Annotated in this window: 25 protein-coding genes; 12 read left to right on the top strand and 13 right to left on the bottom strand. The window is 72.7% G+C overall.

Annotation, left to right across the window (positions count from 1 at the left end):
• Positions 1–133 precede the first annotated feature (133 nt).
• The 5 genes from rbsK to IG86_RS0130555 form a co-directional block, all read right to left on the bottom strand.
• Positions 134–1,063 (bottom strand): ribokinase, encoded by a 930-nt coding sequence (rbsK, locus tag IG86_RS0130575; protein WP_051785511.1) that lies wholly within the window; start codon positions 1,061–1,063, stop codon positions 134–136.
• A complete protein-coding gene (locus tag IG86_RS0130570; RefSeq protein ID WP_244306148.1) occupies positions 1,060–2,940 on the bottom strand; it encodes an ADP-ribosylglycohydrolase family protein in 1,881 nt (626 codons plus the stop codon). Before IG86_RS0130570 ends, rbsK begins: the two co-directional genes overlap by 4 nt.
• A complete protein-coding gene (locus IG86_RS0130565; RefSeq protein WP_030901257.1) occupies positions 2,937–4,082 on the bottom strand; it encodes an ADP-ribosylglycohydrolase family protein in 1,146 nt (381 codons plus the stop codon). The genes IG86_RS0130570 and IG86_RS0130565 overlap by 4 nt, the downstream gene beginning before the upstream one ends.
• Positions 4,083–4,212: 130 nt before the next feature.
• Entirely contained in the window at positions 4,213–5,454 is a 1,242-nt protein-coding gene (locus IG86_RS0130560) for an ADP-ribosylglycohydrolase family protein (RefSeq protein ID WP_078848188.1), read from the bottom strand.
• 776 nt (positions 5,455–6,230) lie between these two features.
• Positions 6,231–7,226 (bottom strand): ADP-ribosylglycohydrolase family protein, encoded by a 996-nt coding sequence (locus IG86_RS0130555; protein WP_045936518.1) that lies wholly within the window; start codon positions 7,224–7,226, stop codon positions 6,231–6,233.
• A gap of 258 nt (positions 7,227–7,484) precedes the next feature.
• On the opposite strand from IG86_RS0130555, the gene IG86_RS0130550 reads away from it, so the two are divergent.
• The 5 genes from IG86_RS0130550 to IG86_RS0130530 all read left to right on the top strand — a co-directional run bounded on the left by IG86_RS0130550 (position 7,485) and on the right by IG86_RS0130530 (position 15,863).
• Positions 7,485–8,216 carry a VIT1/CCC1 transporter family protein gene (locus tag IG86_RS0130550; RefSeq protein WP_030901253.1) on the top strand — a complete coding sequence of 244 codons (732 nt, stop codon included), beginning with the start codon at positions 7,485–7,487 and terminating at the stop codon, positions 8,214–8,216.
• A 417-nt stretch (positions 8,217–8,633) separates the two neighbouring features.
• Positions 8,634–13,172, top strand: a complete 4,539-nt coding sequence (gltB, locus tag IG86_RS0130545; protein ID WP_030901250.1) for a glutamate synthase large subunit — start codon at positions 8,634–8,636, stop codon at positions 13,170–13,172.
• Positions 13,165–14,625 carry a glutamate synthase subunit beta gene (locus IG86_RS0130540; protein WP_030824662.1) on the top strand — a complete coding sequence of 487 codons (1,461 nt, stop codon included), beginning with the start codon at positions 13,165–13,167 and terminating at the stop codon, positions 14,623–14,625. The genes gltB and IG86_RS0130540 overlap by 8 nt, the downstream gene beginning before the upstream one ends.
• 219 nt (positions 14,626–14,844) lie before the next feature.
• A complete protein-coding gene (locus IG86_RS0130535) occupies positions 14,845–15,681 on the top strand; it encodes a helix-turn-helix domain-containing protein (protein ID WP_030824664.1) in 837 nt (278 codons plus the stop codon).
• Positions 15,666–15,863 (top strand): DUF397 domain-containing protein, encoded by a 198-nt coding sequence (locus IG86_RS0130530; RefSeq protein ID WP_030901246.1) that lies wholly within the window; start codon positions 15,666–15,668, stop codon positions 15,861–15,863. The genes IG86_RS0130535 and IG86_RS0130530 overlap by 16 nt, the downstream gene beginning before the upstream one ends.
• Here the strand turns inward: IG86_RS0130530 and IG86_RS43265 are convergent.
• Positions 15,860–16,024 carry a hypothetical protein gene (locus tag IG86_RS43265; RefSeq protein WP_157854942.1) on the bottom strand — a complete coding sequence of 55 codons (165 nt, stop codon included), beginning with the start codon at positions 16,022–16,024 and terminating at the stop codon, positions 15,860–15,862. The genes IG86_RS0130530 and IG86_RS43265 overlap by 4 nt on opposite strands.
• A 10-nt stretch (positions 16,025–16,034) precedes the next feature.
• On the opposite strand from IG86_RS43265, the gene IG86_RS0130520 reads away from it, so the two are divergent.
• Positions 16,035–16,313, top strand: a complete 279-nt coding sequence (locus tag IG86_RS0130520) for a hypothetical protein (protein WP_030824671.1) — start codon at positions 16,035–16,037, stop codon at positions 16,311–16,313.
• Positions 16,314–16,380: 67 nt separating this feature from the next.
• On the opposite strand, the gene IG86_RS0130515 is transcribed toward IG86_RS0130520, so the two are convergent.
• From IG86_RS0130515 to IG86_RS0130505, 3 genes are read right to left on the bottom strand one after another with little or no spacing between them, the layout of a single operon-like run.
• Entirely contained in the window at positions 16,381–16,932 is a 552-nt protein-coding gene (locus tag IG86_RS0130515; RefSeq protein ID WP_045936516.1) for a pyridoxamine 5'-phosphate oxidase family protein, read from the bottom strand.
• A gap of 35 nt (positions 16,933–16,967) precedes the next feature.
• Entirely contained in the window at positions 16,968–17,696 is a 729-nt protein-coding gene (locus IG86_RS0130510) for a VWA domain-containing protein (protein WP_030824674.1), read from the bottom strand.
• Between the two features lie 35 nt (positions 17,697–17,731).
• Positions 17,732–19,135, bottom strand: a complete 1,404-nt coding sequence (locus IG86_RS0130505; protein WP_157854941.1) for a hypothetical protein — start codon at positions 19,133–19,135, stop codon at positions 17,732–17,734.
• A 179-nt stretch (positions 19,136–19,314) separates the two neighbouring features.
• On the opposite strand from IG86_RS0130505, the gene IG86_RS0130500 reads away from it, so the two are divergent.
• Positions 19,315–19,515 (top strand): hypothetical protein, encoded by a 201-nt coding sequence (locus IG86_RS0130500; RefSeq protein WP_157854940.1) that lies wholly within the window; start codon positions 19,315–19,317, stop codon positions 19,513–19,515.
• On the opposite strand, the gene IG86_RS0130495 is transcribed toward IG86_RS0130500, so the two are convergent.
• On the bottom strand, positions 19,491–20,102 hold the full coding sequence (locus IG86_RS0130495) for a PadR family transcriptional regulator (RefSeq protein WP_385873554.1): 612 nt from the start codon (positions 20,100–20,102) through the stop codon (positions 19,491–19,493). The genes IG86_RS0130500 and IG86_RS0130495 overlap by 25 nt on opposite strands.
• Before the next feature lie 94 nt (positions 20,103–20,196).
• On the opposite strand from IG86_RS0130495, the gene IG86_RS0130490 reads away from it, so the two are divergent.
• Both IG86_RS0130490 and IG86_RS0130485 read left to right on the top strand, forming a co-directional pair.
• A complete protein-coding gene (locus IG86_RS0130490; protein ID WP_030901234.1) occupies positions 20,197–20,931 on the top strand; it encodes a glucose 1-dehydrogenase in 735 nt (244 codons plus the stop codon).
• A gap of 85 nt (positions 20,932–21,016) precedes the next feature.
• Positions 21,017–21,568: a hypothetical protein gene (locus IG86_RS0130485; RefSeq protein ID WP_157854939.1), complete on the top strand. Its 552-nt coding sequence runs from the start codon at positions 21,017–21,019 to the stop codon at positions 21,566–21,568.
• A gap of 30 nt (positions 21,569–21,598) precedes the next feature.
• Here IG86_RS0130485 and IG86_RS43260 read toward each other — a convergent pair whose 3' ends face one another.
• Positions 21,599–22,069 carry a hypothetical protein gene (locus tag IG86_RS43260; RefSeq protein WP_030824688.1) on the bottom strand — a complete coding sequence of 157 codons (471 nt, stop codon included), beginning with the start codon at positions 22,067–22,069 and terminating at the stop codon, positions 21,599–21,601.
• 55 nt (positions 22,070–22,124) lie between these two features.
• Between IG86_RS43260 and IG86_RS0130475 the strand changes: the two genes are divergently transcribed.
• Complete coding sequence (locus IG86_RS0130475) at positions 22,125–22,853, top strand: class I SAM-dependent methyltransferase (RefSeq protein WP_030824690.1); 729 nt, start codon at positions 22,125–22,127, stop codon at positions 22,851–22,853.
• Here the strand turns inward: IG86_RS0130475 and IG86_RS0130470 are convergent.
• Positions 22,834–23,835, bottom strand: a complete 1,002-nt coding sequence (locus IG86_RS0130470; protein WP_030824693.1) for an acyl-CoA dehydrogenase family protein — start codon at positions 23,833–23,835, stop codon at positions 22,834–22,836. The two genes, IG86_RS0130475 and IG86_RS0130470, sit on opposite strands and share 20 nt — an antisense overlap.
• A complete protein-coding gene (locus IG86_RS0130465; RefSeq protein ID WP_030824696.1) occupies positions 23,835–24,980 on the bottom strand; it encodes an acyl-CoA dehydrogenase family protein in 1,146 nt (381 codons plus the stop codon). Before IG86_RS0130465 ends, IG86_RS0130470 begins: the two co-directional genes overlap by 1 nt.
• 88 nt (positions 24,981–25,068) lie before the next feature.
• Between IG86_RS0130465 and IG86_RS0130460 the strand changes: the two genes are divergently transcribed.
• Together IG86_RS0130460 and IG86_RS0130455 are read left to right on the top strand one after the other, a co-directional pair.
• Positions 25,069–25,851 carry an SDR family oxidoreductase gene (locus tag IG86_RS0130460; protein ID WP_030824699.1) on the top strand — a complete coding sequence of 261 codons (783 nt, stop codon included), beginning with the start codon at positions 25,069–25,071 and terminating at the stop codon, positions 25,849–25,851.
• Positions 25,852–25,873: 22 nt separating this feature from the next.
• Positions 25,874–26,539: a TetR/AcrR family transcriptional regulator gene (locus tag IG86_RS0130455; protein ID WP_045936515.1), complete on the top strand. Its 666-nt coding sequence runs from the start codon at positions 25,874–25,876 to the stop codon at positions 26,537–26,539.
• Positions 26,540–26,547: the final 8 nt, after the last annotated feature.

Below are 26,547 nucleotides of genomic sequence, written 5' to 3'. Positions count from 1 at the left end.
CCGGTGGCTTGCGTGGCGCGCCGGGGCGTCTCCTGGGGCCCCGAACGGTTCTCGGGGCCGGACGGTGCGGCGGCGGTGCGTTCTGCGCCCCGCGGGGATCGCCCCGACACACTCCCGGCGCCGGCGGAGTACGTCACGAGGTGGCTCCGGCTCCGTTGTCCGCTTCCCAGCCGGCCAGGGCGAAGGAGTCGGTCTCGGCGCGGGTCGGCATCGAGTCCTGGGCGCCGTGGCGCTGCACCGAGAGCGCGGCCGCCGCCGAGGCCCAGCGCAGCGCCTCGGGCATCGGCCGGCCCTCGCCCAGGGCCACGGCCAGGGCCCCGACGAAGGTGTCCCCGGCCGCGGTGGTGTCCACGGCCCGGACCCGGGGTGCGGGCACGGTCAGCGGGTCCCGGCCGCGCGCCGCGTGGAGGACCCCGGCCGCGCCGAGGGTGATCACCACCTCGGGCACGGTGGTCAGCAGTGCCTCGGCGGCCTGCCGGGGGTCGGTCAGGCCGGTCAGGGCGGCCGCCTCGTGCTCGTTGGGCACCAGGAGGTCGGTGGCGGCGAGGAGTTCGGCCGGCAGGGGCTGCGCCGGGGCCGGGGTGAGCACCGTACGGACACCGTGCGCGCGGGCGGCGCGGGCGCCGGCGAGGATGGCGGGCAGGGGGAGTTCGAGCTGGAGGAGGAGGGCGCCGGCGGCGGCGATCCGGGCCTCGTCCCCCGCCTCCAGGCCGGTGACGCTGCCGTTCGCGCCCGGGATGACGACGATGCGGTTGCCGCCCTCGTCGTCCACGGTGATGTGCGCGGTGCCGCTGGCGCCCTCGACGGTGCGCAGGCCCGCCGTCTCGACGCCGGCGGCGGTGAGCGCGGAGCGCAGTCGTACGCCGAACTCGTCGGCCCCGACCGCGCCGATCATCACCACCTTCCCGCCGGAGCGGGCGGCGGCGACGGCCTGGTTGGCGCCCTTGCCGCCGGGGACGGTCCGGAACGCGCGGCCGGTGACGGTCTCCCCGGGGAGGGGGGCCTTGGGGACGTAGGCGACGAGGTCCATGTTGGTACTGCCGAGCACGGCGATGGCCGTCATGAGCGGGCTGCCTCCTGTGCGGTGAGGTGGGCGAGGGCGTCGAAACCGATGCCGTCGAAGCCGGGGACGGTGGTGGCGAGGCGGTTCTTGAGGGGGGCGCTCCAGCGGTGCGGGATCCGTTCCGGGGAGCCGGTGAGCAGCCCGGCGAGGGCGCCGGCGGTGGCCCCGTTGGAGTCGGTGTCCCAGCCGCCGGACACGGCACCGCAGACGGAACGGGTGAAGTCCCCGTCGGCGTGGGTGAGGGCGGCGGCGATCAGGGCGGTGTTGGGGACGGCGTGGACCCAGTGGTAGTGCCCGTAGCGGGCGTGCAGCCGGTCGACGACGGGGTCGAAGTCGGCCTCTTCGGTGGCCGCGCGGATACCGAAGCGGATCGCCTCGGCGAGGCGGGAGCGGGGCGGTACGGCGGCCAGTCCGGCGCGCAGGCAGGTGTGGACGTCCGCGCGGCCGGTGGCTGCGGTGGCGGTGGTGGCGGCGACGAAGAGGGCGGCGTAGACGCCGTTGCCGGTGTGGGTCAGGGCGGCCTCCCGGTAGGCCTGGGCCGCGGCGGCGGCCGGGTCGCCGGGGTTGGTCCAGCCGTGCACGTCGGCGCGGATGAGGGCGCCGATCCACTCGCGGAAGGGGTTGTGGTGGGTGGCGGTGGCGGGGGGCTCCAGGCCGAGCAGGAGGTTGCGGTACGCCACGCGCTCGGCGGTGAAGGTACGACCGGCGGGCAGCTCGTCGAGCCACAGGCGGGCGACGTCGGCGGTGGTGAAGGCCTTGCCGAAGCGCTGGAGCAGGCGCAGGTTCAGCAGCGGGTAGTTGAGGTCGTCGTCCTCGGGCATGCCGTCGATGTTCTCGGCGAGGGAGGTGGCGGCGGACCGGCGGTTCCAGGGGTATGCGGCCAGCAGCTCCTCGGGGACGCCGCGGGCGGTGAACCAGCCGTCCAGCGGCCAGTTGCCCGCGGCGCGGGCCAGCGCCCGGATCCCGTCGAGGGGCAGCTTCTCGACGGGCTTCCCGAGCAGGCACCCGACGGCCCGCCCGACCCACGCGGCCTCCAGCCGCCGCAGCAGCCCGTACCCGTGCCACGGTCCGGGGCGGGCGCCGTCCGGGACCCGCGCGGACCCCGCCTCGGAGGCGGCTGCCGGGGCCGGGCCGGCGGCGGTGCGTCCCGGGCCGGTGCCCTGAGGCAGTGCTCGGGTGTCCTGGCTGCGGGCCCGGGGCCCCGGGCCGGCGGGCGGATCCTGGCCTGCGCGACCGGCGGGTGGGGTGGGGCAGGCCGCGAGGATGGCGTCCCAGGAGGCCGGCTCGTCGGCGGACAACGGGGAGGGGAGACGGGCGAGTTCGTCCAGCAGACGGGCCGCCAGCGCACGGAGGTGCGGGGGTGCCGGGGCGGGGGAGGCCCCGGCGCGCTCGGGCGCCGGGTGGCCGCCCGCGGCGGACCACGCCCGCAGGGCGGGGCCCGGATCGCGGCCGTCCTCGGCGGCCTGGCGCAGCTCGTGCCCGACGAGGTCCTCGGGCTGGGCCCAGGTCAGCCGCACACCACCGCCCACACCACCGCAGGCGCGGGGCCCGGTCGCGGCGCGGGACTCGGGCCCGGCGGCGCGTTCGCGGACGCCCGGCGGGGGCTTCGGGCGGGCGAGGGCCGATCCGTAGGCCGGGTGTTGGCCGGCGGCTGTGCCGGGGGTGCCGGGGCGGCCGCGAGCGTCGACGCCCGCGCCGGCCGCCCAGCGGGCACCCTTCGGCCCGGTGGACGGCGTCCCCACGGTCTCGACGGCGTCTCCCACCGTGGAGGGGGTCGAGTCGGCGCGGGCGTCGGCCGCCTGCCGGGCGGTGGCGGCGCCGGATGCCGTCGGGTGGGCGGTTGGGCCGGAGGGGCCGGCGGGGGAGGAAGGGGTCATCGGGGGGTGGCGATCGTGGCGAAGGCCGATTCGTGGGCGCGGCGGCGGGCGCGGTCGTGGGCGAAGATCTCCCGGGTCACCGCGGCCATCGCCACGGCCGGGGCGTGCAGGTCCAGGCGGCTGGCCTCGGCGACCTGCTTCGCCCAGACGGCCGGGACCGCGGCCTCGCCACCCAGGGCTCCGGCGATCGCCCCCGCCATGGTGGCGATGGAGTCGCAGTCCCGCCCGTAGTTGACCGCCCCGAGCACGGCCCCCTCGTACCGGCCGTCCGCGACGAGCAGCATCCCCAGCGCGATCGGGAGTTCCTCGATGGCATGGAGGCGGGACGGGCGGCGGGCGTCGAGCGAGGGGGTGCGGTAGTCCGGGCCGACCGAGTCGTAGGGGGCCACCGCCGCCCGCAGGGGCGCGAGCGCCGACTCGAAGTCCCGGTGGGCGCGAGCCGCCTCGCGGACGGCCGCGATCGCGGCCCGCGTGCCGTCCTTCGCCAGGGACAGCGCCGTGTCCACCACGCTCGCGGCGGTCGCCCCCGGCACGCACGCCGCCGCCACGGCCGCCGCGAACACGCCCGCCGCCTCCCGCCCGTACGAGGACTGGTGCGCGCCGGCGATGTCGAGGGCCTCCGCGTAGGCCCCCGCCGGGTTGCCCGCGTTGGCGATGCCCACCGGAGCCATGTACATGGCCGCACCGCAGTTGACGATGTTGCCGGTGCCGGCCTCGCGCGGGTCGACGTGCGCGTAGTGCAGGCGGGTCACCATCCACTTCTCCGCGAGGAAGATCCGCTGCAACGGCAGTGCCTCGGCCTCCAGTTCGGGGATCCAGCGGGGGGTGGACATCAGGTCGGGGACCAGGTGCTCGGCGACGGCGTAGGCGTCGAGGTGGTCCCGTACGGCCTCGTAGACCCGTACCAGCGCGTGCGTCATCAAGGTGTCGTCCGTGACGTGTCCGTCGCCCTTGTGGTACGGGGCGATGGGGCGGGCCGTGCGCCAGTTCTCGTGCCACGGGCCGACGATGCCGTGGACGCGGCCGCCGTGCCGTTCGACGATCTGGTCCGGGGTCCAGCCCTCCACGGGGCCGCCGAGCGCGTCACCGACGGCGGCGCCGACGAGGGCCCCGCAGGCCCGGTCCTCCAACGTGAGCGTCATTCCACTCTCCTTGTCCGGAAACCCTGGTCGCAGCCAGTGCGTGCGGGAGATTTACCACCTTGCCCCGGATGCGCCCGCGCAGGCGCGGCCGACACGTCCAGGGAGGCGTCGCCGGGCTGGAAGCCGCCGATCACACGTGCGGCCTCCGCTCCGGCGGGGCGGCCTTGGGCGAGGTGAGTTCGGTGGCGGCGAGGAGCGCGGCGAGCTGCACGAGGTCGGTGCCGGCGAGGCGGGGGAGCGCGCAGCCGGAGAGGGTGCGGCAGGCCTCGCGCCAGGCGGCGGGGATGGAGTCGCCGCCGCCGATCACGCCGGTGAGCGCGCCGGCGAGGGCGGGGGCGGAGTCCGCGACGCGCGACAGGCACGCGGCGGCCGGTACGGCCTCGGTCGTCCTGCCGCGGGCGGCGGTCGCGAGGGCGAGGGCCACGGGGACGGTCTCGGCGGCGGCGATGCCGTAGCTGTACACGTGGTCGACGATCTCGTGTTCGAGGGTCGGGACGATGGCGAAGGCGCCGCCGTCGGCGTGGGCGCGGGCCAGTCCGACGGCGTGGCGGGCGTTGCGGCCGATCTCGGTGGCGCCGGGGAGCTGGGCGAGGGCGGCGTCCACGGCGGCGTCGACGTCGGCGGTGGTGAGGGCGGTGGCGACGGCGGCCGCCATGGCGCGGGCGCCGTGCACACCGTCGCCGTCCTGGGTGTAGCGGGCGTCGAACTCGGCGAGGTCGGCGGCGGCCGCGGCGTCTCCGGGGTGGACGACGGCCAGGACGCAGGCGCGGACGCAGGCGGCGTCGTCGAAGTAGTGCGGGTTGTCGTGGCCGGTGGCGGGCGGGCGCAGGCCGGTGGCGAGGTTGCCGAGGCCGGCGCGTACGGAGATCCGTGCGCGCAGGGGCAGTACGGCGGACTCGACTTCGGGTGCGCGTTCCGCTGCCGCGGCCACTTCGGAGGCGAGGGCGTTCCAGGCGAGGTCGATGGCGGCGCGCATGCGGCGGGAGCGGGAGAGGTCGCTGAGGAGGACGCCGGCGGCGGTGAGTACGGATTCGGCCACGAAGGCCGCCCACTCGGCGTCGTCGGAGGGGCCGAGGCGCAGCGGCTCCGGGGGCTGGTTGAGGGCGATGGGGACGGGGAGGGTGGTGGTGGCGTTCTGTTCGGCGAAGGTGTCGAGTTCGCGGGTGAGGCGGCGGGTCCACTCGGGCATCCGGCTGGCGCGGTGGCGGGCCGCGGGCCAGCCGGCCGCGTCGCCCGCGGCGAGCCCGAGGAGGAGGCCTTCGATGGGGCGGCGGTCGTGGGTTGCCGGGGCCCCTGCGGGGTGCTCGGCGGGGTGGGCGGTGGCCCGGATCACGGTCCGCAACGCCGGTTCGGCGGCGCGAGCGGAATCCATGGTCAGGGGCAGCCCCCGGGACGCCTGCGCGTCCGGAGCCACGCGTTCCACGAGCCCGGCGGGCCGGATGTCCACCACCGGGCGCAGCGGCGTGCCGGCCGGCACCGGCAGCAACCCTCCACCCGTGCCCACCGCCCCGGCCCCGGCCCCGGCCCCGGTCCCGGTCCCGGTCCGGGCCTCCGTGGCGGGTAGGGGGTGCGGCCGTCCGGCCGGCACGCCGTCCGCGGGGGCCGCCGGGTCGGTCGGTACCGGCCGTGGCCGGATCTCCGCCGCCCCCTCCGCGCCGCCGCCGGCCCCGGCCCCGGTCGGTGCGGGCTGCGGCCGCTCGCCCGCCGCCGGCGCGAAGGCGGCCTGGTCCTCCTGGGCGCCCCGCCCCGGAAGGGCGGTCGCCACCGGCCGGGACAGCGCCCCGAGGCCTGCCGTCGGGCTGCTGGGCACGAGCAGCGGCCGGGCTCTCGGGCTCCGCTCCGCGCCGCCGCCGGCCGCGGTCGGTACGGGCTGCGGGAGTAGCCGGACCTCCTGCCCACCGGTTGCCCCGGAGCCGTCGCCGAGGCCTGCCTCGGCCGCCCGGGGGTCCGGCGTCATGGGCACCGGCTGCGCGCCCCGCCCGCGTTCCGCGAGGCTCGGCAGGTCGGCCGGGTCCGCCGGTGCGGCCGGGTGCGGCCGGGCCTCCTGCCGTCGGTCCGCGCGGGGGGTGGCCTGCCCGGGCTCAGGGACGGGGTTCCGGTCGGCGCCGGCCGGGGGGAGGGCGGGGTGTGCGGGGTCGGGCGGTGGGGTCATCGGGCGGCCTCGTATTCCGGGGTGAGGAGGTCCGCGATGTCCAGGACGTGGTAGCCCCGCATCGACGGCAGGCAACTGCCGCGCACCGGGCCGATCGCCGAGGCCCAGGCGGTGGGGATCGCCGTGGCGCCCGACATCGCGCCGGCCAGGGCGCCCGCCACCGCGGCGGTGGTGTCCGCGTCGCGGCCCATGTTCACGGCGGTGAGGACGGAGGCGGCGAAGTCGCCGCCGGAGGCGGCGAACGCGCCGAAGGCCAGGCCCACCGCCTCCGGCGCCAGGTCCGTCCACGGGTAGCCGCCGATGACGACCGCCGAGCGCACCGCCCGTTCCCCGCGCGGGGCCGCGGTGACCGCCCGGCGCAGGGAGCGGGCCGTCCAGGAGTCCGACGGGATGACCGAGAGGGCCGCGGAGACCACGGACGCCGGGCTGCCGCCCGCCATGGCCGCGGCCACGCCCGCCGCGACCGCCTGGCCGCCGTAGATGCCCTCGCCGTCGTGGCTGACGGTGCCGTCGATGGCGACCAGCCGCGCCGCCTCGGCGGGCCGCCCCGCCGCGAAGACGCCGAACGGCGCGGCCCGCATGGCCAGTCCGTCCGACCACGCGTGCCGGTGCTGGGCCGAGATGGGCGCCGCCAGGCCCCGGCGGAGGTTCTCCAGGGTGCCGCGCTCGGAGAACCCCGCACCGCGGAACGGCCCCTCGTCGAGGTCCGCGATCCAGTGGTGCCACGCCCGCTCGACGTGGGAGACGGTGAGCGCCGAGCCGTGGCGGGCCAGGAGCAGCCCCGAGAAGATCGCGTACTCGGTGTCGTCCGTGCCCGCCGGGTCCTCCGTCACGAAGCCCTCGATGCGGCCCCATTTCGCCCGGATCTCCGACGGCTTCATGTTCTCCGCGGGGGCGCCGAGCGCGTCGCCCACCGCGAGTCCCAGAAGAGCGCCCCTTGCCCGTTCGAGGAGGACCTGCGGATTGCATGCAATCTGCTTCACCGGCTCCATGGCGCGCCTCTCCCACGTGGTTGGGCCCATCATGAGCCCTTGGGGGATTTGTGCCATGTCATGCGGTTTGTCGCGCGCCGCGAAACACCCCGGGAACATCGGCGTCACCCGGTCGCCGACCCGCAAAACCGCAGGTAAGTACGGCCTTCCTTGCTGGCGGGCCAGGAAAATCGTGCGTAGTTTCGAGGTGTTCAGGGGGAGCGGGACGTGTCACGACGTCCGTTCGCACCAATGGGGAGACAAGGGGAGAAAACGCGCATGTCCATCATCGACATCGAAGCACCGCTGCACACCGCCCACCGCGACAACCACACCCACCGCGACGTCAACGGTGGATGGCTGCGGCCGGCCGTCTTCGGTGCGATGGACGGGCTCGTCTCCAACCTCGCCCTCATGACGGGCGTGGCCGGTGGAGCCGTCGCCCCGCAGACCGTCGTGATCACGGGCCTCGCCGGCCTCGCCGCCGGAGCCTTCTCGATGGCCGCCGGCGAATACACCTCCGTGGCCTCGCAGCGCGAGCTGGTCCTCGCCGAGCTCGACATCGAGCGGCAGCAGCTGCGCAAGCACCCCGTCGACGAGATGGAGGAGCTGGCCGAGCTCTACGTCTCCCGCGGCGTCGAGCCGGCGCTCGCCCGGGAGGTCGCCATGCAGCTGTCCCGCGACCCCGAGCAGGCGCTGGAGATCCATGCCCGCGAGGAACTCGGCATCGACCCCGACGACCTGCCGTCGCCGCTCGTCGCCGCCGTCTCGTCCTTCGGGTCCTTCGCGCTGGGCGCCCTGCTCCCCGTACTGCCCTACCTGCTCGGCGCCACGACCCTGTGGCCGGCGGTGCTGCTCGCGCTGGTCGGGCTCTTCGCCTGCGGCGCGGTCGTCGCCCGGGTCACCGCCCGGTCGTGGTGGTACAGCGGCCTGCGCCAGCTGCTGCTCGGCGGAGCGGCCGCCGGTGTGACGTACGTCCTGGGAACCTGGATCGGCGGATCCATAGGCTGACCGGCCTGGGAGTGAGACACTATGCAGGACGCAACATAAGTAGTCCGTTACCCGGCGGTTTCGATCCCGTGTCCGCCGGGCATCACACCAGGACTCCGGGTGGGCAATGATGCCCGCCCTGTACCGGGACCTTCGCCCCACGCGATACGCCGCGATATGCCGGGTCACCTCGCGACACCCCCGCGATCCGCCCGTAGAGCGCCGCGAAAGTCCCCTCTTTCTGCCTCGCGCAGTGTCCGCATGCTGGAATGGCATATCCGCTTCTCGGGATAGTCGTCATCATGTAATCTGCACGAAATTTCGCAGAGGGCCAACGTCGTCCCTCGGCTATGCACATATGCCACGACGACGACGGGAGAGCCGATGCGTTCCGCATCCACGCACTCCGCGACCGGCCTGAACACCGCCTGGTCGCCCATGGACGGTCGCCCCGCCCAGCAGGGCATGTACGACCCGCGCAACGAGAAGGACGCCTGCGGCGTCGGATTCGTGGCGAACCTCACCGGCGAGGCCACCCACACCCTCGTTGAGCAGGCCCTGACCGTTCTGCGGAACCTCGAGCACCGCGGCGCCACCGGCTCCGAGCCGGACTCCGGCGACGGCGCGGGAATCCTGTCCCAGGTACCGGACGCCTTCCTGCGCGAGGTCGCCGGATTCGAACTCCCCGAGGCCGGCGCGTACGCCGTCGGCATCGCCTTCCTCCCCGCCGACGGCACCGCACAGGCCGTCGCCGCGGAGCAGATCGAGGCCATCGCCGCCGAGGAGAACCTCACGGTCCTCGGCTGGCGCGAGGTCCCGGTCACCCCCGACCTGCTCGGCAACGGCGCCCGCGCCACCATGCCCGCCTTCCGCCAGCTCTTCGTGAGCAACGGGACGACCGGCATCGAGCTGGACCGCAAGGCGTTCGTGCTGCGCAAGCGCGCCGAGCGCGAGGCCGGCGTGTACTTCCCGTCGCTCTCCGCCCGCACCATCGTCTACAAGGGCATGCTGACCACCGGCCAGCTGGAGCCCTTCTTCCCGGACCTCTCCGACCGCCGCTTCGCCTCGGCGCTCGCCCTGGTCCACTCGCGCTTCTCCACGAACACCTTCCCGTCGTGGCCGCTCGCCCACCCGTACCGCTTCGTCGCGCACAACGGCGAGATCAACACGGTCAAGGGCAACCGCAACTGGATGAAGGCCCGCGAGTCCCAGCTCGCGTCCACCGTCTTCGGCGAGGGCGCCCTCGACCGCATCTTCCCCATCTGCACCCCGGACGCCTCCGACTCGGCCTCCTTCGACGAGGTCCTGGAGCTGCTCCACCTCGGCGGCCGGTCGCTGCCGCACAGCGTGCTGATGATGATCCCGGAGGCGTGGGAGAACCACACCTCCATGGACCCGGCCCGCCGCGCCTTCTACCAGTACCACTCCACGCTGATGGAGCCCTGGGACGGCCCCGCCTGCGTCACCTTCACCGACGGCACCCAGGTCGGCGCGGTCCTCGACCGCAACGGCCTGCGCCCCGGCCGCTACTGGGTCACCGACGACGGCCTCGTCGTCCTCGGCTCCGAGGTCGGCGTCCTCGACATCGACCCGGCCAAGGTCGTCCGCAAGGGCCGCCTCCAGCCCGGCAAGATGTTCCTCGTCGACACCGCCCAGAAGCGGATCGTCGAGGACGACGAGATCAAGAACGAGCTCGCCTCCGCCGCGCCCTACGCCGAATGGCTGGAGACCGGCGAGATCGAGCTGACGGACCTGCCCGAGCGCGAGCACATCGTGCACACGCACGCCTCGGTCACCCGCCGCCAGCAGACCTTCGGCTACACCGAGGAAGAGCTGCGCGTCATCCTCGCGCCGATGGCCCGTACCGCCGGCGAGCCCCTCGGCTCCATGGGCACGGACTCCCCGATCGCGGCCCTGTCCGAGCGCCCCCGGCTGCTCTTCGACTACTTCACCCAGCTGTTCGCGCAGGTCACCAACCCGCCGCTGGACGCCATCCGCGAGGAGCTCGTCACCTCGCTGCTGTCCTCGATCGGCCCGCAGTCCAACCTGCTGGCGCCGACCGCCGCGTCCTGTCGCAGCGTCACCCTGCCCTTCCCGGTGATCGACAACGACGAGCTGGCCAAGCTCATCCACATCAACGCCGACGGCGACATGCCCGGCATGAAGGCCGCCACGCTCTCCGGCCTCTACCGGGTCTCCGGCGGCGGCGAGGCGCTCGCCGCCCGCATCGAGGAGATCCGCGCCGAGGCCGACGCGGCCATCGCCAACGGCGCCCGCCTGATCGTCCTGTCGGACCGCCACTCGGACGCCGAGCACGCGCCGATCCCCTCGCTGCTGCTCACCGCCGCCGTGCACCACCACCTCATCGCCACCAAGCAGCGCACCCAGGTGGGCCTGCTGGTCGAGGCCGGCGACGTCCGCGAGGTCCACCACGTCGCCCTGCTCATCGGCTACGGCGCCGCCGCGGTCAACCCGTACCTCGCCATGGAGTCCGTCGAGGACCTGCTGCGCGCCGGTACCTTCCTGTCCGGCCTGGAGCCGGAGCAGGCCATCAAGAACCTGATCTACGCGCTCGGCAAGGGCGTCCTGAAGGTCATGTCCAAGATGGGCATCTCCACCGTCGCCTCCTACCGCGGCGCCCAGGTCTTCGAGGCCGTCGGTCTCAACGACGAGTTCGTCGAGACCTACTTCAACGGCACCGCCACCAAGATCGGCGGCGCCGGCCTCGACGTCATCGCCAAGGAGGTGGCCGCCCGCCACGCCAAGGCGTACCCGGCCTCCGGCGTCGCCGCCACGCACCGCGCGCTGGAGATCGGCGGCGAGTACCAGTGGCGCCGCGAGGGCGAGCCGCACCTGTTCGACCCGGAGACGGTCTTCCGCCTCCAGCACGCCACCCGCAACCGCCGGTACGACATCTTCCGGCAGTACACGGACCGCGTGAACGAGCAGTCCGAGCGCCTCATGACGCTCCGCGGCCTCTTCGGCTTCAAGTCCGACCGCCCGTCGATCCCGATCGACGAGGTCGAGCCGGTCTCCGAGATCGTCAAGCGCTTCTCCACCGGCGCCATGTCGTACGGCTCCATCTCCAAGGAGGCGCACGAGACCCTCGCCATCGCCATGAACCAGCTGGGCGCCAAGTCCAACACCGGTGAAGGCGGCGAGGACCCCGAGCGCCTGTACGACCCGGCGCGCCGCTCCTCCATCAAGCAGGTCGCCTCCGGCCGCTTCGGCGTCACGAGCGAGTACCTGGTCAACGCGGACGACATCCAGATCAAGATGGCGCAGGGCGCCAAGCCCGGCGAGGGCGGCCAGCTGCCCGGCCACAAGGTCTACCCGTGGGTCGCCAAGACCCGGCACTCCACCCCGGGCGTCGGCCTGATCTCCCCGCCGCCGCACCACGACATCTACTCCATCGAGGACCTGGCTCAGCTGATCCACGACCTCAAGAACGCGAACCCGGCCGCCCGCATCCACGTGAAGCTGGTCTCCGAGGTCGGCGTCGGCACGGTCGCGGCCGGTGTCTCCAAGGCCCACGCGGACGTCGTCCTGATCTCCGGCCACGACGGCGGTACGGGCGCCTCCCCGCTCACCTCGCTCAAGCACGCGGGCGGCCCCTGGGAGCTCGGCCTCGCCGAGACCCAGCAGACCCTGCTGCTCAACGGCCTGCGCGACCGCATCGTCGTCCAGACCGACGGCCAGCTCAAGACCGGCCGTGACGTGGTCATCGCCGCGCTCCTCGGCGCCGAGGAGTTCGGTTTCGCGACCGCGCCGCTCGTCGTCTCCGGCTGCGTCATGATGCGCGTCTGCCACCTGGACACCTGCCCGGTCGGCATCGCCACGCAGAACCCGGTCCTGCGGGACCGCTTCTCCGGCAAGCCCGAGTTCGTCGTCAACTTCTTCGAGTTCATCGCGGAGGAGGTGCGCGAGCTCCTCGCCGAGCTGGGCTTCCGCACGATCGAGGAGGCCGTCGGCCACGCCGAGTTCCTCGACACCACCCAGGCCGTCACGCACTGGAAGGCGCAGGGCCTCGACCTGGAGCCGCTCTTCTACGTGCCCGAACTGCCCGAGGGCGCGGTCCGCCACGCCCTGATCGAGCAGGACCACGGACTGGAGAAGGCCCTCGACAACGAGCTGATCGAGCTCGCGGCCGACGCGCTGAACGCCGAATCGGCAGAGGCCGCCCAGCCGGTCCGCGCCCAGATCGCCATCCGGAACATCAACCGGACCGTCGGCACCATGCTCGGCCACCACGTCACCAAGAAGTTCGGCGGTGCGGGCCTGCCCGACGACACCATCGACCTGACGTTCACCGGCAGCGCCGGCCAGTCCTTCGGAGCCTTCGTCCCGAAGGGCGTCACCCTCCGCCTGGAGGGCGACGCCAACGACTACGTCGGCAAGGGCCTCTCCGGCGGTCGCATCGTGGTCCGCCCGGACCGCGGCGCCGACCACCTCGCCGAGTACTCCACCATCGCCGGCAACACCATCGGCTACGGAGCCACCGGCGGCGAGATGTTCCTGCGCGGCCGCACCGGCGAGCGCTTCTGCGTCCGCAACTCCGGCGCCCTGGTCGTCTCGGAGGGCGTGGGCGACCACGGCTGCGAGTACATGACCGGCGGCACGGCGGTCGTCCTGGGCGAGACGGGCCGCAACTTCGCGGCCGGCATGTCGGGCGGCGTCGCGTACGTCATCGACCTCGACCCGCACAACGTCAACGTCGGCAACGCGGGCGCCGTAGAGGCCCTGTCCGACGCCGACAAGCAGTGGCTGCACGATGTGGTGCGCCGCCACGAGGAGGAGACCGGCTCGACCGTGGCCGCGAAGCTCCTGGCTGACTGGTCCGTCGCGGTGGACCGCTTCAGCAAGATCATCCCGACCACGTACAAGGCAGTGCTCGCCGCCAAGGACGCCGCTGAGCTCGCCGGACTCTCGGAATCCGAGACCACGGAGAAGATGATGGAGGCGGCGACCAATGGCTGACCCGAAGGGCTTCCTCACCACCACGCGCGAGACCGCCTGTTCCCGTCCCGTCGCCGACCGGCTGAAGGACTGGAACGAGGTCTACGTCCCGGGCTCGCTGCTGCCGATCATCAGCAAGCAGGCCGGCCGCTGCATGGACTGCGGCATCCCGTTCTGCCACAACGGCTGCCCGCTCGGGAACCTGATCCCCGAGTGGAACGACTACGCCTACCGCGACGACTGGGCGGCGGCGTCGGAGCGGCTGCACGCGACGAACAACTTCCCGGAGTTCACGGGCCGCCTGTGCCCGGCCCCGTGCGAGTCGGCGTGCGTGCTCGGCATCAACCAGCCGGCCGTCACCATCAAGAACGTCGAGGTCTCGATCATCGACAAGGCGTGGGACAACGGGGACGTCACCCCGCAGGCCCCCGAGCGCCTGTCCGGCAAGACCGTCGCCGTGATCGGCTCGGGCCCGGCCGGCCTGGCCGCCGCCCAGCAGCTGACCCGGGCCGGCCACACCGTGGTCGTGTACGAGCGCGCGGACCGCATCGGCGGCCTGCTCCGCTACGGCATCCCCGAGTTCAAGATGGAGAAGGTGCACATCAACCGCCGCATCGAGCAGATGCGCGCGGAGGGCACCAAGTTCCGCACCGGTATCGAGGTCGGCCGTGACATCACGGCCACCGACCTGCGCAAGCGGTTCGACGCGGTCGTCGTCGCGGCCGGCGCCACCGTCTCCCGCGACCTGCCGGTCCCGGGCCGCGAGCTGAACGGCATCCACTTCGCCATGGAGTACCTGCCGCTCGCGAACAAGGTGCAGGAGGGCGACTTCATGGCGCCCCCCATCACCGCCGAGGGCAAGCACGTGGTCGTCATCGGCGGAGGCGACACCGGCGCGGACTGCGTGGGCACCGCCCACCGCCAGGGCGCGGCCTCGGTCACGCAGCTGGAGATCATGCCGAAGCCGGGCGAGGAGCGGAACTCCAACCAGCCCTGGCCGACGTTCCCGATGCTCTACAAGGTCACCTCGGCCCACGAGGAGGGCGGCGAGCGGGTCTACTCCGTCTCCACCACCCACTTCGAGGGCGACGAGGACGGCAACGTCAAGGCCCTGCACCTGGTCGAGGTCGAGTTCGTCGACGGCAAGCTCGTCCAGAAGCCCGGCACCGAGCGCGTCCTCCCCGCGCAGCTGGTGACCCTGGCGATGGGCTTCACGGGCACCGACCAGGCGAACGGCCTGGTCCAGCAGTTCGGCGTGGAGCTGGACGCCCGCGGCAACATCGACCGCGACGCCTCCTACGCGACCAACGTCGACGGCGTCTTCGTCGCCGGCGACGCGGGCCGCGGCCAGTCGCTGATCGTCTGGGCCATCGCGGAGGGCCGCTCGGCCGCCCGCGGCGTGGACCGCTTCCTGACCGGCACCAGCACGCTCCCGTACCCGGTCAAGCCGACGGACCGCTCGCTGACCGTGTAGGTACCCGCAGCGCCCCCGCCTCGCGAAGGGCGGGACCCCTCATACGGTCCGTACAAGGGCGTACGGAACACCCGGCACAGCGCCCGCCACGTCCCCGACCAGGGGTGGCGGGCGCTGTGGCGTTGTGTAGTCGTATCAATGCGTTCCGCCGAACCGCTGGTGAGCCGAGGACTACGCTTTTCGCCGAGCGAGGGCACTGTGGAAGCGGGGAGTTGGCTCATGGCCAAGCCGAATGACGAGGGTGGGGCGCAGACGCCGGAGGAGTTCGCCCGCGAGGAGCTGCGGGGGAAGCGCGAGGCGGCGGGGCTGACCCAGGAGGGGCTGGGCGAGCGCATCTTCGCCACGGGGGCGTACGTCGGCATGATGGAGAGCGGTCGGCGTCGACTGCGCCCTGAGATCGCCAAGCTCATCGACAGGGAGCTGAACACAGGAGATTACTTCTACCGGCTGGCGAAGGCGTTCAAGTCCAAGCACATCGAATACTTCGCCACCGTGGCCGAGTTGGAGGGCCTGGCGACGGCCACCTACGAATATGCCTGCATGCTGGTTCCAGGGCTGCTCCAGACGGAGGACTACGCCAGGGCCGTCATCCGGGCCGCCAGCCCGACAGCGCTGGGTGAGCGTGTCGAGGCCCTGGTCGCGGCACGTATCGAACGGGCACGGCTCCTCGTCGATCCGGAGACCCCCGAGGTGTGGGTGGTCCTCCACGAGTCGGTGCTGCGGACGACAGTCGGGGGGCCTGCTGTAATGGCAGCCCAGTTGCGGCGCATCTCCTCGTACGCCCGAGCCCATCGGATCACCGTTCAGGTGGTGCCGTTCTCGGCTGGTGCCCATGGGGCCCTGAATTCGCTGGTGCGCATCATCCAGTTCTCGGACGCGCCCGACGTGGCCTATACGGAGGGTCCTCACGCCGGGCAGCTGCTCGACTATCCGGCCCTGGTTCAGCGCTACTGGAGGTCCTACGATCTTGCCAGGGCTGCTGCGCTGTCGCCGGAGGTGTCCCTGACCCTGATCGAGTCGGTGGCGGAGGAGTACGCGACATGCGCGCAGACGTGAACGGCCTGTCCTGGCGCAAGTCCTCGTACAGCAACGGTGAGGGCGGGGACTGCGTCGAGGTCTCCGACGACCTCCCAGGCCTGGTCCCCGTCCGCGACAGCAAGCAGACCGGCACCGGCCCGGTCCTGGTGTTCCCGGCCGGTGTGTGGTCCTCGTTCATCCGGGGCGTGAAGGCCCGCTAGGTGTTCTGGAAGTTCCAGAAGACCGCGACCTCGTCCTCGTTGACGGCGATCAGGCCGGCGTCCCAGTCGTAGCCGCTGAAGGGCGTGTGACTGCGGGAGGGTTGCCGGTAGAAGTCGGGGCGGTCGCCCTTCCAGCCGAGCGCGATATTCCTCGCGGTCACCGGCCTCCAGATGCGGGTCGGCGTGCTGCGGCCCGGCGTCTGGGTCGTGTCCGATCCGGGTGCGGTCCTCGACCCCGCCGGCAACGAGGCCCGCGGCTACAAGGGCTGCGCCGATCCGAAGACGGACCCCTTCGACTGCTTCGCGAAGTCCGACCTGCACATAGAGGTCGACTACCAGCCCGCCGACCGCTACTGGACCTTCCAGTGGATCGAGACCGGGATCTTCCTCGCGCTGTCCGGGCTGCTCGCCGGGTTCTGTGCCTGGTGGCTGCGCCGCCGGACGGCCTGACCGGGGGAGCGGGGCGACGAGGGGCGGCCGAAGCCAACGCAACTGGCTTCGGCCGTTCCCGTCGACCCTACTCGCCCCCGGCGGGGACCCCGCCGCCGCCGGGTTCGTCCTCCGGCGCCGGGTCCTCGCGCGGCGGTTCGTCGTCGTTGCCCCGGCGCTGGGTGCGCAGCCCGTGATCCGGCGCCCACGACCGCACCACCAGGTCGTCACCCTCGATGCCGATGTGCACGACCTCCGTCAGGTCGGCGTAGAAGAGGTGGAAGGGGTGCGGGGTCTCCGTCTCCTCCGCGTACCGGTGCAGTTCGGGCGGGTCCACGAGCTCCACGGCGCGCCCGGAGATCCGTACGTCCCCGTCCGGCATGGTCTCGCCCTCGCCCGGATTGGTGTGCAGGGCGAAGCGCGGGTCGCGCTGGAGGTCTTTGGCCTTCATCGAGCCGGCCATCATGCCGAGCCACAGCTCCCCGCCCCGGATGTCGACGTTCAGCCCGGCCACCCGGGGGGAGCCGTCCTTGCGGAGGGTGGCCAGGACGTGGTGGGGGTACTGCGCGAAACGGGCCTGGACGGCCGCCGCGAAATCCGGTTCCGCCTTCTCGAAGACTGCCCAACTGGTGTGCGTCATACGTCCATCAAAGCGCGGGCACCGGCGGGCCGGGCTCAGGCGCGCACGATGCCCGCACCGCGTGCCGCGGCCAGCCAGGCGGGGAACTCCCCGACGAGGCGGTCGTACAGTTCGCCGTCGGGTACGGTGCGCGGGTCGGGGCCCGCGTGGAAGTAGCCCGCGTTGTCCACGGGCCGCTTCGCCGGGACCGGCAGCTCGTCCAGCCGGCGCAGGAAGTCGAACTGCGTGCTGCGGGTGTTGCCGAAGCCCACGAACTGCCAGAAGAGCGGCATCCGGGCCGCCTTGCACAGGTACTTCTCGGCCGCGAGCTTGTTGATCGGCCCGCCGTCGGTCTGGAAGACGACGAGGGCGGGGGTCGTCGATCCCGAGTCCAGGTAGTGGTCGATGACCGCGTCCATCGCCGCGTGGTAGGCGGTCTTGCCCATGTGGCCCAGGCGGGAGGCGATCTCGGTGACCCGGCCCTCGTGTCCGGCCAGGGAGATCTCCTCCACCGCGTCGACCTCGGTGGAGAAGAAGACCACCGGCACGCGGGCGTCGTCGTCCAGGTGCGCGGACAGGCCGAGCACCCGGTCCGCGAGGGCCTGCACGCTGCCGTCCTGGTAGTAGGGGCGCATCGACCCGGAGTAGTCCAGGACCAGGTAGACGGCGGCACGTCCGCCCTCCATGCCGTGCTTGCGCAGGGATGTTCCGGCGCTCTTGTAGAGGTTCACGAGGGCCGGAGCCGACTCCTCGACCTTGCGGAGGCTGATGGCGCTGCTCGTCATGGGGCGAGGGTATGCCGAAGGCTTCGGGGGCGGGGTCAGTCGGGGCGCTGGGCCTGCGCCTCCTTCAGGAGCTGCGGGTACGGTGTCTGGGCCATCGAGCCACGCACGAACGCCAGACCGTATCGATCGACATCCCGTCTCTGCCCCGTGGGATCGGCGATGTTGAAGGCCTTCTTCTCGCCAGGACTCGTGACGTTGACGTAGACGACCGGCCTGTTTCGGTACAGCCACCAGACCGTCACGCGCTCCCTGCCGCGCGTCAGGTTCAGGAGCTCACTGCTCTGGGAGATGTCGGACTGGTATCTGACGTAGTCCTTGTCGGCCGGCAGGGGTCCCGGGGGGTCGTCGTCCTTCCCCTCCCGCTTGAGTTTCCCCCGCCACTTGCCGGATCTTCCGAAGTCGGTGTTCATCGTCATCCTGTCCTGCCTGAACGCGTAGGCCGAGACCTGGGCCGTCACCGCCTCGTAGTCGAGTTTTTCGGGATTCTTTATCTCGACGACCACGTCCTCTGAAATCTCCTCCTCCGGGTTCAGCTCCCTCCCCGGCGGTTGGACCAGCTCGCCGGGTTTGATCAGTTTGTACTTGTCTTTCGGGTCGCTCGCGAGCTTGGCATGTATCCAATAGATGCTGCCGAGGATGTGGACCGGGACCTGGCCGGAGTTCTTGAGGTGCAGACGGACCCGCACGTACATCTTCGTTCCGTCCCTGTTCAGACTCGGCATCCCGATCTCAGCCGCACCCTGCACCAGCGGGCGCGATACGGAAGGGAGATAGACCTGGGTGTACGCGAGGTTCGTGACGACGAGGAGGGTGGAGATGATCGTCCCGATCGCGATGCGCCCCGGGTTGTGGAGCACCGACCACACCCGGCGGCGGCAGAGCACCCACAGGCTCCACGAGGCGCTGAGTACGAGGCCGGCGAAGAGGGCCAGACACTGCGGGTCCGTCGGCCTCTCCCTGTTGGCGAGGTACATCAGGAGCAGCACGGAGCCGACGAAGAGCTGGACGAGTGCGCCGAACAGGAGGGCCGGACCCGAGTGCCTCGTTCTCCGCTTGCGCCAGTAGTCGAAAACGGCCACGAAAGCGATCAATTCGACGACGGTCATGAAAAGGAAGAAGAAGCCCGTCACCCGGCCGGCGAAGGTCAGGGCGTCGAGGGAGTCCTTCACGCCTATCCATGCGCACATTGCGGCGCTGGCCAGAAAACCGACGGCCATGACGGCGCCGGTGATCCGGCGTCCCCAGCTGCGGGCCGGCCAGGAGGTGCCGTCTCCGCCGCGCCATTCGATGTCGTACTCGGGGGCCACACCGGCACGCTTCAGGGCGTTCTGCAGCTCGTGCGCGCTCCACACCTTGCCCACGGGTTTGCCGTCCACCACGACTTTGCGCAAGCCGATGTCATCCGGTGGCCCCACGACCACAGCGGGCTTGTTCTCCATGGCGCCAGCCTGCGCCCGTACTCGGACGAATGCCGCTGGAGCACGTGTCCCAGGAGCGACTCCCGTGCAATGCGGGGGCTCGGCCGTCACTCGAATGGAGTAATAGGGTGCGCATCCGGCCAGGGCGGGGGGCGAGGCTGGTGACGACCGTGTCGCCTCGTCCATGCATGGAGGTCCTGATGCGTACACGACTCCCCGGAGCCATCGCCGCCGCTCTCCTGATCGTGTCCGGCGCACTGGCTCCTGCGGTACAGGCTGCCGCCGTGCCCACCGTCGACGGGCAGACGTGCATCGACGGCAGAGGATCGGTGGAGTACGAGTCCACCCAGGACTCGTGGATCTGCGTCGGTGGCAGCTACGACGGCCAGCGGATCGACTGACCCTGGTCGCGCCCGTCGAGTTCGTCGATGTCGTCGAGCATGGCGGCCGCCAGGTCGCGCTCGGAGGTGTAGTACCGCTCGGCCCACTTGAGGGTCACCGCCGGGTACGCCCAGGCCGGATCAGCCTGGGCCGCCTCCGCGTCCGCCGCCGCGCGCAGTCGCATGTCCTCCGCGAAGTCCCGCTGCCGGAGCAGGACTTCGCGCATCTGTGCCGGTTCCAGGAGGTGGCCCAGCCACAGGCGCAGCATCGGGCCGTGCTTGAGTACCGGCGGGTCGACCGGGGCCTGCCGGGCCCACTCCCGTACGGCCGCCAGGCCCTCCTCGGTGATCCGGTACACCCGCTTGTCGCGCGTCCCGGTGTCGTGGCCGATCCTGCGCGAGGTCGCGTAGCCCGCCTTCTCCAGGCGCTTGAGCTCGCTGTAGATCTGGCTGAAGGACGGGCTGGAGTAGAAGAAGCGCAGGGAGAGGTCCGACCGCTTCTTCAGGTCGTAGCCGGAGAGTTCCTCCCCGAAGGAGAGCAGTCCGAGCACCGCCCAGCCGGTCGTGGGGAGCGTGCGCTTGTTCGTCTCGTCGGCCACGCAGCGCAGTCTACGACCGGGCCGCCGGGTCCCCCGGCACTCTTCCCCCTGCCGGGTGTGACTGCTAGAAGTATGGCTATTAGGCATATGGGGGAGGGGTCTCGTGGCGCACACCGGTCTCGACGGGAAGGTCGTCATCGTCACCGGCGCCGGACGCGGCCAGGGTGCCGCCGGGGCGCGGCTCTTCGCCGGGGCCGGCGCGCGGGTCGTGGTCACCGACGTCCGGGAGGAAGAGGGCCGGGCCGTCGCCGCGGAGCTGGGAGGTCAGGGGTTGTACGTCCGCCACGACGTGGCCGACCCGGAAAGCTGGGCGACGGTGGTCGCCGCGTCGGTCCGCGCCTTCGGCACCGTCTCGGCGCTGGTCAACAACGCCGCCCTGTGGCGCACGGCCCACGTGGAGGAGCAGCGGCTCGACGACTTCGAAGTCCTGCTGCGGGTCAACCTGCTGGGGCCCTTCCTCGGCATCCAGGCCGTGGCCCCGGTGCTGCGGGCGGGCGGGGGCGGCTCCGTCGTCAACGTCTCCTCCACCGCCGGACTGGTCGGGATACCGGGCCACGCGGCCTACGGCTCCACCAAGTTCGGGCTGCGCGGGCTGACCCGGTCGGCGGCGCTGGACCTGGCGGGTGACCGGATCCGGGTGAATTCGGTGCACCCGGGGGCCATCGACACCCCGATGGTGGCCGGCGCGGTCGAGGGCCGGGACTGGTCGCACCTGCCCCTGGGGCGGATCGGGCGGCCGGAGGAGGTCGCCGAGCTCGTCCTCTTCCTCTGCTCGGACGCGTCCTCGTACGTCACGGGCGCCGAGTTCACGGTCGACGGGGGGATGACGACGGCCTGACCGGCGGGAAACCCTGCGGCCCAGGCACAGGCCCAGGCCCACGGCCCCCGCCCCCCGGCCCCCGGCCCCCGGGCATGATGTGTCCATGGCTGATCGGATACGGAGACTGCCCGGAGCGGTCCTGCGCAACTGCCTGGTCCTTGCAGTGGAGTTCGGTGCGATCTGGCTGCTGCGCGGTCCGGAGGGCCCCTGGGTCCCGGTCCTGCTGGCCGTCTTCGTCGCCGGCGCGGCCGTACCGCACGGAACCGACGCCGAGTTCGTCGCCCGCACCGCAGTGGCGCTCACCGCGGTCGGGGTCGCGGTCCTCGGCGGGATCACCTGGGACCGGCACGTCCTCCACGACCGGGGCCGGGAGCAGGTGGCGGTGGTCGTGCAGCGGACGACGGTGCAGGACGGCTCGGCCGCGTCCCCGTCGCTTCGCCTGCGCACCGAGGCGGGCCGCGATCTGCCCGGCCCGGTGACGATGGACCTCGCGGTCGGTGCACGGCTGACGGTCACGATGGACCCCGACGGGCCCGCGTGGTCCCCGGGCGGGCGCCCGGACCGGCCGCTGTGGCAGGCGACCGGCACCGGTGCGCTCCTCCTGTTCCAGAGCGTCCTGCTGCTCCGGATCTCCCTGCGCCGCTCGCGGACCTGACGGCGACGCGGGGAGGACCGCCCCTGCGGGCTACTTGATCATGTAGGAGCAGCCCTTCGCGTTCGTGACGCCGTCGCTCTCCGCGACCACCTTGCCGTCGACCTTGATCGTGCAAGGGGCCTGCCGGAGCTTGCCGTCGGCGCCCGTGATCGTGCCCGGGACGACGTTCACCAGGTAGCCCACCTTCTGCTCCGCTGCGGTGAGTTCGGCGGTGCCCGACTTCGTCCACGGCAGTGTCTGCTGCTCGAAGCCGCTGCCGATGCCGCTGTACATGACGGCCGTCCTGCCCGTACCGCCGACCTCCAGGGTCACCTCGTGCTTCGCCCCGCCGCCGCCGGCGGCCGGGGCCGGCGCGGGGCCCTGGCCCTGGTCCTTCGAGGCCGCCGGCTGCGGCTGCTGCTTGCCGCCCTCCGGGGCCGGCTTCGGCTCCGCGCTCCCGCAGCCGGTGAGCAGCAGCGCCGCCCCGGCGCACAGCGTCACGGCGGTGATGGTCCTGCGCATGTCCTGATACCTCGATCTTGTTTGCTTTGTCCTTGTGATCGAAAACAATGGACGCATGACGACACGCGCCCGTTCCTTCGACGCCGCAGCCGCCTCCTACGCCGCCCACCGGCCCGGCTACCCGCCGGCCCTCCTCGACGCCGTCGAGGAACTCACCGGTCGCCCGCTCGCCGGGGCGCGCGTGGCCGACGTCGGCGCGGGCACCGGGATCGCCACCGCCCTGCTGCACGAGCGCGGAGCCGAGGTCGTCGCCGTGGAACCCGGGGACGGGATGGCCGCGCAGCTGCGCCGGGCGCATCCCGGGATCCCGATCGTGCGCGGGGACGGGGACCGACTGCCGCTGGCCACCGGCGCGTTCGACCTCCTCACCTACGCCCAGGCCTGGCACTGGACCGACCCGGCCCGCTCCGTCCCCGAGGCCCGCCGCGTGCTGCGCCCCGGCGGCGCGCTCGCCATCTGGTGGAACGACGCGGACCTCACCGTCCCCTGGATCGCCGAACAGGAGGCCCGCCTGGCGGACTTCTTCGGCGCGAAGCAGGGGACCGGCTTCCGTACCCTGCCCCTCGGGCTCGGCGGGTTCACCACCCGCTCCGTGCGCTGGTCGCGGCGCATTGCGCTGGACGCGCACCTCGCCAACCTCGCCAGCCACTCCGCCTTCCTGATGCTGGGCGAGGCAGGCACCCGCGCGTACTTCGCCGCGGAACGGGAGAAGCTGGCCCCGCTCTTCCCCGACGGCACGGTCGAGGAGAGTTACGTGGTCAGCCTCAACGTCGCCCGGGTGTGAGGGACCGCAGGACCTCCGCCCGGCAGGCCGACGGCGTGCCCCACGCGTCCCGCAGCGGGCGTGCCTTGCGCAGCCACAGCGACAGGTCCAGCTCCTCGGTGTAGCCGACCGCACCGTGGAGCTGGAGCGCCGTCATGGCCGCCCGGTACGCCGCCTCGCCGCAGCGCAGCTTCGCCGCCGCCACGTCGCCCGGGGCCAGTGACAGCGCCGCCGCCCACACCAGCGGCCGCGCGAACTCCAGGGCCACGAGGGTGTCCGCCAGCCGGTGCTTGACCGCCTGGAAGGAGCCGATCGGCGTCCCGAACTGCGTGCGCTGCTTCACGTATCCGACCGTCCGCTCCAGCAGGGCCTCGGCGACGCCCAGGCACTGGGCCGCCGTCAGCAGCCGCGCCCAGAGCCCGGCCGCCCGGGCCGCCCGCGCCACCGCCGGTCCCGCCGCGAGCGGTTCGCCCCCGGCGGGTGCGAGGCGCGACAGGCGCCGGGCCGGATCGGTCGACCGCAGGGCGTCGCCCGGGGCGGCCGGCCGCAGCTCGCCCGCCCCCGACACGGTGAAGCAGTACGTCGCCGCGTCCGCGTCCAGGGCGTACGGCCCCCCGCCGCTCTCGCCCGGCAGCGTCAGCGTGGCCCAGGCCTCGCCCGCGACCAGGCCCGGCAGGAACCGCTTGGCGAGCGCCTCGTCCCCCAGCTCCGACAGCAGTACCGATGCGGCGGCGCTCTCCACCACCGGCCCCGGCGCCCCCGCCCGGCCCAGCTCCACGAACCCCAGCGACAGCTCCAGCGGGAGCAGGCCGGCCCCCTCGTACGCCTCGGGCGCGGCCAGCGCGAACAGGCCCGTCCCCGCGAGCCGGGACCGCAGCGCCAGCCCGGGCCCGTACTCCCCGTCCGCCCAGGCCCGTACGGCGGCCGGGACCTGAGCCGTGCCCAGCAGGGAGCGCAGCGTACGGGCGAAGTCCGACTGCTCGTCGGTCGGCAGGAAACGCATCAGCGGCGGCCCTTCGGGAGGCCGAGCAGCCGCTCGGCGATGATGTCGCGCTGGATCTCGTTCGTTCCCGCGTAGATCGGCCCGGCCAGCGAGAAGATCCACGGCTCGGCCCACTCGCCGTCCGCCAGCTCGGCGTCCGCGCCCAGCAGGTCCAGTGCCGTCTCGTGCAGGGCGATGTCGTACTCCGACCAGAACACCTTGTTCAGGCTGGACTCGGCGCCGACGGCGCCGCCCGCGGCGAACCGGGAGGCGCCGGCCCAGGTGAACAGCTCGTAGGCGCGCGCCCCGACCACCGCGTCCGCCACCCGGTCGCGCAGTGCCGTGTCGGCCGGATCCCCCTGCTCCCGCCACAGGGCGGTCAGCCTGTGGGCCGCCGCAAGGAACCGGCCGGGGGAGCGCAGGGTCAGGCCGCGCTCGTTGCCGGTGGTCGACATCGCGATCCGCCAGCCCTGACCCGGCTCCCCGATCACGTCCTCGTCCGGCACGAAGACCTCGTCCAGGAACAGCTCCGCGAAGGCCGGCTTGCCGTCGAGGCGGCCGATGGGCCGCACCGTCACCCCCGGCGCCCTCAGGTCGAACATCAGGTACGTCAGACCCCGGTGCCGTTCGGGGGCGTCCGGGTCGGTGCGGAAGATGCCGAAGGCCCGGTCCGCGAAGGCCGCCCGCGAGGACCAGGTCTTCTGCCCGGACAGGAGCCAGCCGCCGTCCGTGCGGACCGCGCGCGACGTCAGCGAGGCCAGGTCCGAGCCCGCCTCCGGCTCCGACCAGGCCTGTGCCCAGACCACCTCGCCGCTCGCCATCGGCGGCAGCACGCGCGCCCGCTGCTCGGGCGTCGCGTGGTCGAAGAGCGTCGGCGCGAGGAGGCTGATGCCGTTCTGCGAGACCCGGCCGGGCGCGCCCGCCGCCCAGTACTCCTCCTCGAAGACCAGCCACCTCACGAGGTCGACGCCCCGGCCGCCGTACTCCTCGGGCCAGGACACCACCGACCAGCGGTCCGCGTGCAGCCGCGCCTCCCATTCCCGGTGCGCGGCGAAGCCCTCCCGCGTCTCCAGCGAGGGCAGGGGGGAGGCGGGTACGTGGTCGGCCAGCCAGGCGCGCGCCGCGGCCCGGAAGGCCTCCACGTCCGCCGTCTGGGTCAGGTCCATCGGGTGCCCGCCTCCTCGAACGCCGTCACTTCCCTAACAAGTGTTTGGTAGGTTAACGTACGGGCATGAGCAGCGTCGAGGAGTTCGCATGAACGAGCCCCGGTACACCGCCGGCCACCACCTGCTGCAGGACCGCACCGCCGTCATCACCGCCGCCGCGGGCGCCGGGATCGGCGGTGCCACCGCCCGCCGCTTCCTGGAGGAGGGCGCCCGCATCGTCATCGGCGACGCCCACGCCCGCCGGCTGAAGGAGACCGAGGACGCCCTCACGGCCGAGTTCGGGGCCGGCCGCGTCGTCTCCCTGCCCTGCGACGTCACCGACGAGGACCAGGTGCGGGCCCTGTTCGCGCTCGCCGAGCAGACCCACGGCAGCCTCGACATCGTCGTCAACAACGCCGGACTCGGCGGCACCGCCGCCCTCGTCGACATGACCGACGAACAGTGGACCCGCGTCCTCGACGTCACCCTGAACGGCACCTTCCGCTGCACCCGCGCCGCACTGCGCTCCTTCAGTGCCTCCGGCACGGGCGGAGTCGTCGTCAACAACGCCTCCGTCATCGGCTGGCGCGCCCAGAGCGGCCAGGCCCACTACGCCGCGGCCAAGGCCGGCGTCATGGCGCTCACCCGCTGCGCCGCCCTGGAGGCCGCGGAGTTCGGCGTACGCGTCAACGCGGTCGCGCCGAGCCTGGCCATGCACCCCCACCTGGTGAAGGTCACCAGCGAGGAACTCCTGGCCGAACTCACCGCCCGCGAGGCCTTCGGCCGGTACGCCGAGCCCTGGGAGGTCGCCAACGTCATCGTCTTCCTGGCCAGCGGCTATTCGTCGTACATGACGGGCGAGACGGTGTCCGTCAGCAGTCAGCACCCGTAAGGGGGTGTCCGACAATGGGCGCGTGCCAACGAACAAGCCGGACACCGAGCCGGCAGCCCAGCGCGAAGCCAAGCCGACAGCGAAGAAGAAACCACAGGTGACGCCCTCGCCCGAGCGGCGCCGTGAACTCCTCGACACCGCCGCCGAAGTCTTCGCCGCGCAGGGCTACAACGCCACCACCGTCCGCAAGATCGCCGACGCCGCCGGGATGCTCGCCGGCAGCCTCTACTACCACTTCGATTCCAAGGAATCGATGCTCGACGAGATCCTCTCCGCCTTCCTGACCGAGCTGTGGGAGGGCTACGACGCCGTCCTCGCCGCCGGACTCGGCCCCCGGGAGACCATCGAGGCCCTCGTCACCGAGTCCTTCCGCGAGATCGACCGGCACCGCGCCGCCGTCGCGATCTACCAGAAGGAATCTCGCACCCTCTCCGCCCAGCCCCGCTTCCACTACCTGTCCGACTCGCAGCAGAAGTTCGAGAAGGCCTGGCTGGGGACGCTGGAACGGGGGGTCGCCGCCAAGGTCTTCCGGGCCGACCTCGACATCCGCCTCACCTACCGCTTCGTGCGCGACACGGTGTGGGTGGCGGCGTCCTGGTACCGGCCGGGCGGACAGCACAGCCCCGACGAGATCGCCCGCCAGTACCTGTCGATGGTCCTGGACGGGATCGCCCTGCGCCCCACGTGACGGATCCG

The organism is Streptomyces virginiae, assembly GCF_000720455.1.
GTDB classification, from domain to species: Bacteria; Actinomycetota; Actinomycetes; order Streptomycetales; family Streptomycetaceae; genus Streptomyces; species Streptomyces virginiae.
This window is presented reverse-complemented; position numbering and strand designations above follow the sequence as displayed.